Here is a 10197-nt window from a genome sequence, read left to right on the forward strand (position 1 = left end):
CCAAGCTGGGGCATTCGGTAACAAATTGGTGCGCGCGCCGGAAACAGATTTTATGAGCGACACAGAAACAAATGTGGGAGGGGGGCAAGCCCCCTCCCACATTTTTTTAACCGCGCTGGGTCAGTTCGATGATGCAGCAGCGACCCGTGACGGACATATCCAGCAGACCGCTGTTACCGTCCACCTGCAGACAATCATGATGCCCGAGCTTCTCGCCCAACACCCTCACCTCATCCGCCACACTGAACACCAACACCGTCCGCGCCGAACTGAAAAACCGTTGCACCCCATCCACCCACTGCAAACGGGCGTGGTAACGCTCCGGCGAATAGATCAGGTTGAAGTCGCGAATCGGCCCTGTGATCAATCGGCACGACACCTGGCTGTCACCCTTGAACGCGAACGGTTGCAGCGGTAACAGGCCGCGCTGCTCTTCACCGTCCACCGTCAACACCATGCCCGCGCCCTTGATCACGGTGATCACGCGCTGGTAGCCGGCGAACGTTGAAAAGCCACCCGACTCGGCGATATCGGCAATCGACAGGCGCCAGCCAAAACCCTCCAGGCCGTCGCCGGCATCACGGGAGATTTCTTCGGTGCTGCCACCGCCGTTTTTCCACGGCATGCGGACGTAATCGGCGGCGCGCCAGACGGTGATTGCACTCATTTGCTGAACCGTCCTTCGAGGCTGTGACGGGAACCGGGGTGGATCAACCGCGCGGCCGTCACCGGCTGGCGACCGGACCAGGTACGGCGGCGAATCAACAAGCAAGGTTCATTGGGTTCGATCTGCAACAGCTTGCATTCGGCAGCGTCCGCCAGGATCGCTTCAACCACGTGCTCGCCCTCGGTCAGCGGTGCGACCTGGTTGAGGTAGGCGTAGGGCGTCTGCTGAGTGAAATCCTGTTGCAAGTATTCCGGCGCGACCAGGGCGTTGACGAAACGGTCCTCGATTTGCACGGGAATGTCGTTCTCGAAGTGCACGATCAACGAGTGGAACACGCGCCCACCTTCACGCATTTCCAGGGCGACAGCGCGCTCGGAACCGGCGGCCTCCTCGCCCAGGTGGATGACTTGGCAAGTGTGCCGATGACCGCGGGAGGCGATCTCATCGGCAATGTTGTGCACTTCAAACAGCGCCGACTGGCTCTTGGGCTCGGCGACGAAGGTGCCGACGCCCTGCATGCGCACCAGCAAACCTTCGGCGGTGAGCTCGCGCAACGCACGGTTAATGGTCATGCGGCTGAAGCCCAGTTGGCTGACCAGCTCGCTCTCCGACGGCACGCGGTAATGGGGTGGCCAGTTGCCGTTGAGGATCTGCTGGCTGATCATCTGTTTGACGCGGGCATACAAGGGCGCCGGACTTTCGTCCATGTGGGCAGCCAGCGAAGACTTGGCGGGCGGAGTCGGCACAGGGAATCCTTGCAGGGGGAAAAGATGCATAGATTGCCGGAGTTTACCGAGCAGGCAAACGTCTGTATATGTATATACAAATAAACACACGACCGGAGTGCCCTGAACATGTCCGCTTTTTTTGCCGAGCGCGCACTGCTGCCTAATGGATGGGCCAACGATGTACGTCTTGAAGTCAGCGCCGATGGCCTGCTGACACAGGTGGTGGCCAATGCCAATGCAGAGGGCGCTGAACGGCTGAAAGGCCCGGTGTTGGCGGGCATGCCCAACCTGCACTCCCATGCATTCCAACGCGCCATGGCAGGTTTGGCCGAAGTGGCCGGCAACCCGAACGACAGCTTCTGGACCTGGCGCGAGCTGATGTACCGCATGGTTGGCAAGATCAGCCCGGAGCAACTGCACGTCATCGCACGCCAGCTGTATATCGAGATGCTCAAGGCCGGTTACACCTCGGTGGCCGAATTTCACTACGTGCATCACGATGTCAGCGGCCAGCCTTATGCCGACCCCACGGAGTTGTCGCGGCAGATCAGCCTTGCGGCGGCCAGCAGCGGGATCGGCCTGACATTGTTGCCGGTGCTTTACACCCACTCGGGCTTTGGTGGGCAGGCGCCGAATGACGGCCAGCGGCGCTTTATCAACAGCACCGAAAACTATCTGGACCTGCAAGCGCGCCTCAGCCCCATTCTGGCGGCGCAACCGGCGCAGCAACTGGGCCTGTGCTTCCACTCACTGCGCGCCGTGACGCCGCAACAAATCAATCAAGTATTGGCCGCCAGCGACAAAGCCTGCCCGGTCCATATCCACATCGCCGAACAGCAAAAGGAAGTCGACGACTGCCTGGCCTGGAGCGGCAAGCGGCCGCTGCAATGGCTGTATGACAATGTCGACGTGGACGAGCGCTGGTGCCTGGTGCACGCCACTCACGCGGATGCGCAGGAGGTCACGCGCATGGCTGAAAGCCGGGCAATTGCCGGCTTGTGCCTGACTACCGAAGCCAACCTGGGCGACGGGATTTTCCCGGCGGTGGACTTCCTCGCCCAAGGCGGGCGCATGGGCATAGGCTCCGACAGCCATGTGTCACTGAGCGTGGTGGAAGAACTGCGCTGGCTGGAATACGGGCAGCGCCTGCGCGACCAACGGCGTAACCGCCTGTATCGCAATGACCAGCCAATGGTTGGCCGTACGCTGTTCGATGCCGCGCTGGACGGTGGCGCCCAGGCGCTGGGGCAGCCGATTGGTCGGCTGGAAGTGGGTAAACGTGCGGATTGGATTGTGCTCGACGGGAATGACCCGTACCTGGCGACAGCAACTGAAGACGGGATTCTGAACCGCTGGTTGTTTGCTGGAGGGGATAGGCAGGTGCGCGATGTGCTGGTCAACGGCAAGTGGGTAGTACGCGATGGGCGGCATGCAGGCGAGGAAGAAAGCAGCCGGGCATTTACGCAGGTCTTAAGGGATCTACTCGGTTAAAAAATGTGCGAGGGGGCAAGCCCCCTCCCACATTTCTCACAGTGGTGATCCTGGGTTACTGCGAAGTCTTGGCCATCTGCTTGTCCGTCGTCCGGTAGATCAACCGCGTGGTGTCATACCCCTGCTGTCGCGCCCTGCTCAGCAGGTCTTCGCGGGTGTCAGCGCTGACCGTTGGCGTGCGCGACAGGATCCACATGTAGCGCCGGCTCGGGCTGCCGACAATCGCGGTCTTGTAGTCATCGCTGACATACAGCACCCAGTAATCGCCCTTGGCGACGCCCGGAAGCAGTGACGTGAACCAGTTATTGAATTCCACCCAGAGCTTGTCAGTCTTGCCAGCTACTTGCGGCGTTGCAGTGCCCTTGGCTTCTTCCCACTTCCAATCGGAGGTCAGGCAGCGGTTGAACACCGACATGTCGCCATCGGGCAGCAAGCTGTAGCGGGCTTCGGACTGCGCGCAGTTGCGCTGAAAGTACATCGGCAATCGGGCCAACTCATACCAGGTGCCCTGGTAACGCTTGAGGTTGACGCTGCCGGCGGTCTTGGGTTGCAGATCATCGCCAGAATGGCTGGCACAGCCCGCCAAAAACAGGCTGGCACAAAGGTACAAAACAAAACGCATCATTCTTCTTCTCCCGCAGGCTCTCGCCCCGGTTTACTTCAGGCCTTGCCCGGAAAACATCAGAACTTTGTCACCGGCATATTGAACGCTGATAAAGCTGGTTTTATCGCCCCAAGTGCAGCTGGACATGCCCAGTGCGCCGGAACAATCGGTCGGCTTACCCAACAACGATTCCACTTCGGCCTTGGCCATGCCGGCCGACAACTTCGCGTAATTTTCCTGGTTGACCTTGCTGCAAGCGGCCAACAGCACGCAAAAAGCCAGCAAAGCGAGACGGCGTAACGACATGGAATAACTCCTGGAGGGACAAGGCAGCGTGGGTATCTGCCAGAAGCTTAGAAGGGAAAACAGGTGTCTGGTTCCCGACGAGCAAAAACAAAAAAGCCCCGTAAACGCTGAAACGTTTCGGGGCTTCTTTAAGGGTGAACCGGCTCACAACAACGCCGTTCACTTATCGCCGCAGCTTACTTCTTATGATAAGCCGTGACGCGCTCAACTTCTTCCTTCGAACCCAGGAACACCGCCACACGCTGGTGCAGGCCTTCCGGCTGGATGTCGAGGATACGCTGGTGACCGTCGGTGGACGCGCCGCCCGCTTGCTCAACCAGGAACGACATCGGGTTGGCTTCGTACATCAAGCGCAGTTTGCCCGGCTTGGACGGCTCGCGGCTGTCACGTGGGTACATGAACAAGCCACCACGGGTCAGGATACGGTGCACGTCGGCAACCATCGCCGCGACCCAGCGCATGTTGAAGTTTTTCTTCAACGGGCCTTCTTCACCCGCCATCAACTCACCCACGTAGCGGGTCACCGGCTCTTCCCAGTGACGCTGGTTGGACATGTTGATCGCGAATTCCTGGGTCGATGCAGGGATGGTGATGTCTTCGTGGGTCAGCACGAAGCTGCCCATTTCGCGGTCCAGGGTGAAACCCTTGACGCCGTCGCCCAGGGTCAGCACCAGCATGGTCTGCGGGCCGTAGATCGCGTAACCGGCAGCGACCTGCTCGGTACCTGGCTGCAGGAAGGCCTTTTCGTTCAGGGCTTCGTTCTGGCTCAGGTATTCGTTCGGGCAACGCAGTACGGAGAAGATGGTGCCGACGGGTGCGTTGATGTCGATGTTGGACGAGCCGTCCAGTGGGTCGAACACCAGCAGATACGCGCCTTTAGGGTACTTACCCGGGATCTGGTAGGCGTTGTCCATTTCTTCGGACGCCATGCCGGCCAGGTGACCGCCCCACTCGTTGGCTTCGAGCAGGATCTCGTTGGAGATGACGTCGAGCTTCTTCTGCACTTCGCCCTGCACGTTTTCAGTGCCCATGCTGCCCAGGACACCACCCAGTGCGCCTTTGGACACGGCATGGCTGATTTCCTTGCAAGCACGCGCAACCACTTCGATAAGGAAGCGCAGATCGGCAGGCGTGTTGTTGCTGCGGGTCTGCTCAATCAAATAGCGACTCAAGGTAACGCGGGACATGTAAGGCTCCGGAGAATGGGGGGCTTGAAAACCCGCGCAGTTTAACGCGAGTCGGGGCGTATTTCCTCCTATCAGAGGATTTAAACCCAATAGAGTTCATGGACTTTATTTAACGTGCCGCCGGTGGCTTGCGCAGCAAACTGTAGGCCATGGCACCGAGTGCCGCCACGCCGAGCAGTAAGACGGCCCAGAGCCCGAGTTTTTTCCAGTTCGGCCCGTCGTCCACAGCCGCTACGACCGCCGGCGACGCGACCGCAATTTCCCCGACGACCTTGGCCTGCCCCAACGTGTCGAGGCGCTCGGCGCTGTAATCGGGGATCAGGGTCGACAGCGGCAGGTTTGCCGCCTTAACCGACGCATTGCCCAACGCCAGGCTGAACGGCGGCACACCCCGTGCCAGGAACACCAACTGCGTAGCGCGCACCGCAAAGCCCAGCGCCGGGGCATCCACCCCCAGCCCGCCACCGCGCTCGTCCACCTGCAATTTGAGTTCAGTCACGACCTGGCCAGGCAACTGCAACTCATCCTGCACCACGTCTTGGCCGTTTTGCGTCAGGCGGTACAGCAAACCCTTGGTCAATGGCTGCCACGCCTGTTTGGCATCACTGCGCCCCGACAAGGTTACCGGCGCCAGGGTGTTGGGCTGCTTTAGCTCAATGCGCAAACGCTCGACACTCAGCCCCGTCGGCAACTGCCAGCTGTACTCCCCGGCCTTGAGTCGCGTGCCCGCCACTGGCTGCGACCACACCAACGGCATCGGCAGACTGCTGCGCGTAGCGCTGACCAGTTTGGCCGAGGTCAGCAGCGGCGCCGCCTGCCCCTTCCACACCAGGCGCAGGTAGCGCGCCGGGCGCCCTGGCAGGCTGACGTCATGCTGCTCCACCCGTTCGTCGGCGAACGACAAGCGCGCCACTTGCCCCTCGCCCCAAGGCTCCCAATGCTGCAAATCATCGCTGGCTTCAATGCTGAAACGCTGGAAGCCCTCTTGCTCGCGGCTCCAGTCCAGGCTCAGTTGCTGCAACGGCGCTTTGATCGCACTGGCGTCCAGCACCCAGCCGCGCAGCACCTGCTTGCCGGGTTTGGCGGCGGATGAAGGTTTGATTTCCACCAGGGTGCCTTCACTGGTGGTTTTCATCACCACACCGGGCAGGGTTTCCTGAGTGTCGGCGGCGTACAGCGGGAACCACTTCACGTCGGCAACGTTGCGACTTTCGGTGCGCTGGGAAGACTGACGCGACAGCGCATAGGCCTGGGGCTCCCCTGCGGCGTTAAACACGCGCACGTCACTGAGGTCGGCCTGGCGTGCATTGAGTTGCACAGCCAGCGGCAATTCAAGGCGATACCAGGGTCCGTTGCCGCTGACGCTCAGCGGCACACGGTGGGTGAAATCAGCCGGACCTTCCTGGGCCGATGCCGCCAACGCCGCACACAGGCCAACCACGGCCACGCTCAACTTACCGATCAAGAGGATGCTCCTTCAGTTTCGATCACAGGTTCGGCCCGCTTGGGCGGCAGCGGCGCGAAATAACCCACCACCAGCAACAGCCCCCCAACGCCGATAAACGACACGATCCGCGCCAGCCCGCCACGGTTGCTCAGTTCAACAAAGAACAGTTTGGCCACCACCACCGCAATCAACGCGGCGCCGATCAACCACACTTCGCGACGATGGCGCAGGTGGCCGCCGATCATCAGGCCGAGCGCGATCAAGGTCCACACAATCGACAAGCCGGCTTGCACCAGCATCGACTCCAGCAATGCATCCAGCTGGAACGGCACGCCACCCCAGTGGTGCGCGGTGCGCATGACCAGCGCCGTGAAGAACGCGAACAGCGACAGGCCCGCGACCCCTTGGGCGACCGACTCGGCACGCGGCCCGCGTTGCGGCGCCACACTTCGGGACCATAGGTAAACACCCAGCAGCGCAAACAGCAGGCCCAGGTCCAGTGGGTTGAGCAGTGGCAGGTAAGGCAACGGATTGGCGGTGCCATCGCTGAAGGTATTCGCCAGCCAGAACCATCCGAGCATCAACACGGCCAATGGCAGCGCAGCCAAGACTCGGTATTCCCTCGGGTACGCCGACACCGGCCACGGCCAGGTGCGCGGCGCCGCAGCCAGCACCAGGTACAGGCTTGGCAGAATCGCCCAGCCCAACCAGCGCCAGGCGTTGTATTCGGCCGACAGCCGCAACAGTCCATAGCGCAGCTCCAACGCCAGCACGCCGATCAACATCCAGCAGCCGAGAACGTGGGCAATACTCAGCATCCTGGCCGGAACCACCGGTGCCAAGCGGCGCAGCGAGATGAAATGCACCACGAATACCGCCAACCAGGCCAGCCAGCCGTAGTGTGCCGCCGGGTGATAGTAAGCATGGGCAGACACCAGCAACGCCACGCCCGCCGCTGGCATCAGCAAGGTGCACAGCACACCCAGGGATGCCCAGCGCAGGCGCGCCGCGAGCAGCGCCCAAATCGCCACGCTCAACGCTGCAAGACCCAGCAGGAAAGCCCCCAGCAACTCCTGCGCAACAAAGCGCAAGACTTCACCGCCCAGCGCCAGTGTCCACCACGCCGCCCCCCACACCAGCAACAGGTCGGACAGGCGTTGCAGCTTCAGCACCGCAAACACCGGCGCATGGGGTTCACGTTGCAAGCGCCACGCGCCGATCAAGGCGGCCAGGCCCAACACCATCGGCGTCCAGAAACCACTGTGCGCCATCGGGCTCAAACCTTCGCCGGTCAATGGCCCGAGCAATTGCGGCACCGCCAGCAGGAACGAACCACCACCGACCAATTGCAGCAGCAACCCGAACACAAAACTGACACGCTGTTGCAAGTACAGGCTTAGCCAGATGATCAACAACCCACTGGCCGCCCAGACGCCGCTGGCGCTTTCCCATGGCAGCACAAACAGCACCGCCAGATTGATCAGCACCAGACCGGCGAGCAGCACTACCGATAACCCACGTAACAGCCGCGCATCGCTGCGCACCATTTCGTCGCGTGCCGCGAGCAGCATGCCGCCAATCAAGGCCAGGCCGATCAGTGAGGCCGTGAGCAAACCGCTCCAGCCCGCATTGAATACCGCCGCGCCCTCCCCGCCCTGCAAGCGCAGCAGGAACAACGCGCCGCCCAGCAATTGCACCGCAAACGCAGTGAACAGGAAGGTACGCGAACCGATGCGCAGGCCAATAAACAGGGTCACCAGACCGGCAATGGCCCAACTGATCGCGGTTCCTTGGGTCAGCAACAGCAACGGCGCCAGCAGGTACAAAAAGCTCAGGCCCAGGCACGCCAACACCGGCTGGCCATTACGCTCCCAGTCTGCCGCCTGTTCTGCCGATGCCTTGCGCAACTGAGCGAAGCTGAACAGCAACGCTGCACCAAGCAACAGCGCACCCAGCGGCGCACCGGTAAGCAGGCTGTGTTCGCCAATGCGCAGCTCGCTGAGGAAGGCCAGCGCCGAGCCTAATTGCAGCAACAGGCCAAACGCCCGCGCCAACGGCCGCTGCTGGCGCAAACCGAGCCAGAAGATCCCGGCGCCTTCCACGGCCCACGCCGCAGCCGTCCAACGGGCATCAAGCCCCAGGGGAATCGCCAGGCTGGCAAAGATCACGCCCAGGGCCAGGCAGGTTTCCGCCAGCAGCAACGCGCGCCCGCCAATGAGCAACCGCGCCAGGCCCATGTAGAGGATGCCCAGGCCCAACGCGCTGAAGGCCGCAGCGAACTCCAGGTGCTGTACCAAGGCGAACTGCAAGCCAAAACCCACCAGCGGCGGGCCAAACAACATGCTGCCGTCAACGTAATCACCCTTGGCCGCCGACCAGCGCAACAACGCATCACGGCCTTCGGGCGCGTCGCCCATCTCCAGCAATTTGCGGCGGGCGAACAACAGGCCGATGGCCAGGTACATCAGGAAGAACAGGATCAGGAACGGTTCGGTACTCCACAACAGTTCCGGCGTGTAGGAACGCATGCCCCAGGCGAAGCCGATGCCGAAGGTGCCAACAAAACCGATCAGGTTGAGCAAGCGCCAGGCCTTGAACCAAGCGATGGCGAGGATGCCGGTGTTGAGCAAGGCAAAATAGCTGAACAGCGCGACATGGTTGCCAGCGCCGGTGGACGTGAGGATCGGTGCCGCGAAACCGCCGAGGGCTGCCGCGCAGGCCAGGCCCAATGCGTCCTGGGTGATCGCCAGGATTGCCGAGAACACCGTGACTGCCACCAACAGACCCAACGCCGCGCTCGGGTCGATCAGCGGGTGCAAGCGCATCGCGGCAAACACGGTCAGGTACAGCACGGCGATGCCGGTGCCTTGCAGCATCAGCCCGTAATTGCTGTTGCGCAATCTCAGCCACCAGCCCAGGCCCAGCAGGCCGACAGCGGCGCCAGCCACACCGGCGTAACGCAGCTCGATCGGCACCACCATGCCTTCGGTGGCGTAGCGCAGCAGGAAGGCCAGGCCGAGGAACAACAGCACCACGCCGACGCGCAGCACGGTGTTACCACCAAACAGCCAATTGCGTGCGCCAGCGATGGCGCGCTCGATCAGGTTGGGGCCGCGAGGGATAGCAGGTTCTTTAGGTTGTGGGGTTGGAGCGGGCGCCCACACGTCAGCCGGCAGAGGCTGGCTGGGTTCGGCGACGATGGCGACAGGCACCAATTCGGCCGGCAGTTCCCAAACAAGCTCGGGCGCCTTGGCAACGGGTGTGGGTTCAGGGGTTTCGACGATGGCATTGCTCGGCGGCGCGGGCACTTCCAGTTGCCGCAGGCGATCACCTAGCGCAATCAACGCCTTCTGCGTGGTTTCCAACTGACGCGCTTGCTGGTCCGCTTGAGTCGCGAGCTTCGACAGGCGAATCGCCTGGCCAATGCCCAGGCCAAGCAGCGCACCGATGCCGGCATCATAGAACGACTCATCGAGCGTCCAGCCGAGCACCAGGCCAATCAGCATGAAAATCCATTGCATGGTCGATATCCCTGTTCAGCCCGAAGCGGGCAAACCGGGGCCTAGTATATCGACGCGAGGCCAATGTGGGAGGGGCGGTGCGACGATTCGACTTGCCCCCTCCCACATTTTTGGACCGTGTTGATCAATCCTCCAGGGCGCGAACCCGCTGCATGCGTTGCTGCTCTAACGGCACGTCAGCAGTCTGCAATTCAAAGTCAAAGTCAATCTGCGCAAACCGCCCTTGCACGCCAAACTCCCGCGCCA

The 10197-nt window shown here is 61.9% G+C and carries 8 protein-coding genes and 1 pseudogene; 1 reads left to right on the top strand and 8 read right to left on the bottom strand.

Annotation, left to right across the window (positions count from 1 at the left end; genetic code table 11):
- Positions 1 to 106: 106 nt before the first annotated feature.
- Together IQK56_RS29720 and hutC are read right to left on the bottom strand one after the other, a co-directional pair.
- Positions 107 to 667, bottom strand: a complete 561-nt coding sequence (locus tag IQK56_RS29720; RefSeq protein ID WP_122305428.1) for a HutD/Ves family protein — start codon at positions 665 to 667, stop codon at positions 107 to 109.
- The gene (gene hutC / locus IQK56_RS29725) at positions 664 to 1374 is read right to left on the bottom strand and encodes a histidine utilization repressor (protein WP_241092364.1); all 711 of its coding nucleotides are present in this window, start codon (positions 1372 to 1374) and stop codon (positions 664 to 666) included. Before hutC ends, IQK56_RS29720 begins: the two co-directional genes overlap by 4 nt.
- A 147-nt stretch (positions 1375 to 1521) precedes the next feature.
- Between hutC and IQK56_RS29730 the strand changes: the two genes are divergently transcribed.
- Complete coding sequence (locus tag IQK56_RS29730; protein WP_193862153.1) at positions 1522 to 2886, top strand: formimidoylglutamate deiminase; 1365 nt, start codon at positions 1522 to 1524, stop codon at positions 2884 to 2886.
- Between the two features lie 55 nt (positions 2887 to 2941).
- Here the strand turns inward: IQK56_RS29730 and IQK56_RS29735 are convergent, their stop codons facing one another.
- The 6 genes and pseudogenes from IQK56_RS29735 to IQK56_RS29760 form a co-directional block, all read right to left on the bottom strand.
- Positions 2942 to 3511, bottom strand: a complete 570-nt coding sequence (locus tag IQK56_RS29735) for a lipocalin family protein (RefSeq protein WP_193862154.1) — start codon at positions 3509 to 3511, stop codon at positions 2942 to 2944.
- Between the two features lie 30 nt (positions 3512 to 3541).
- Positions 3542 to 3796 carry a hypothetical protein gene (locus IQK56_RS29740; RefSeq protein ID WP_122305425.1) on the bottom strand — a complete coding sequence of 85 codons (255 nt, stop codon included), beginning with the start codon at positions 3794 to 3796 and terminating at the stop codon, positions 3542 to 3544.
- Positions 3797 to 3972: 176 nt separating this feature from the next.
- A complete protein-coding gene (locus IQK56_RS29745; protein WP_003237460.1) occupies positions 3973 to 4983 on the bottom strand; it encodes a class 1 fructose-bisphosphatase in 1011 nt (336 codons plus the stop codon).
- Positions 4984 to 5092: 109 nt separating this feature from the next.
- Entirely contained in the window at positions 5093 to 6445 is a 1353-nt protein-coding gene (locus tag IQK56_RS29750) for a DUF3999 family protein (protein WP_193862156.1), read from the bottom strand.
- Positions 6445 to 9951, bottom strand: a complete 3507-nt coding sequence (locus IQK56_RS29755; protein ID WP_193901951.1) for a DUF2339 domain-containing protein — start codon at positions 9949 to 9951, stop codon at positions 6445 to 6447. The genes IQK56_RS29750 and IQK56_RS29755 overlap by 1 nt, the downstream gene beginning before the upstream one ends.
- A 124-nt stretch (positions 9952 to 10075) precedes the next feature.
- Positions 10076 to 10197, bottom strand: a pseudogene (locus IQK56_RS29760) (catechol 1,2-dioxygenase); the annotation flags it as partial.

It is taken from the genome of Pseudomonas cyclaminis, assembly GCF_015163715.1.
Lineage (GTDB): Bacteria > Pseudomonadota > Gammaproteobacteria > Pseudomonadales > Pseudomonadaceae > Aquipseudomonas > Aquipseudomonas cyclaminis.

Coding starts and splice junctions, on each gene's coding strand:
- IQK56_RS29730 (WP_193862153.1), top strand. CDS start 1,522: ATGTCCGCTTTTTTTGCCGAGCGCGCACTGCTGCCTAATGGATGGGCC.
- IQK56_RS29755 (WP_193901951.1), bottom strand. CDS start 9,951: ATGCAATGGATTTTCATGCTGATTGGCCTGGTGCTCGGCTGGACGCTC.
- IQK56_RS29740 (WP_122305425.1), bottom strand. CDS start 3,796: ATGTCGTTACGCCGTCTCGCTTTGCTGGCTTTTTGCGTGCTGTTGGCC.
- IQK56_RS29745 (WP_003237460.1), bottom strand. CDS start 4,983: ATGTCCCGCGTTACCTTGAGTCGCTATTTGATTGAGCAGACCCGCAGC.
- hutC (WP_241092364.1), bottom strand. CDS start 1,374: ATGGACGAAAGTCCGGCGCCCTTGTATGCCCGCGTCAAACAGATGATC.
- IQK56_RS29735 (WP_193862154.1), bottom strand. CDS start 3,511: ATGATGCGTTTTGTTTTGTACCTTTGTGCCAGCCTGTTTTTGGCGGGC.
- IQK56_RS29720 (WP_122305428.1), bottom strand. CDS start 667: ATGAGTGCAATCACCGTCTGGCGCGCCGCCGATTACGTCCGCATGCCG.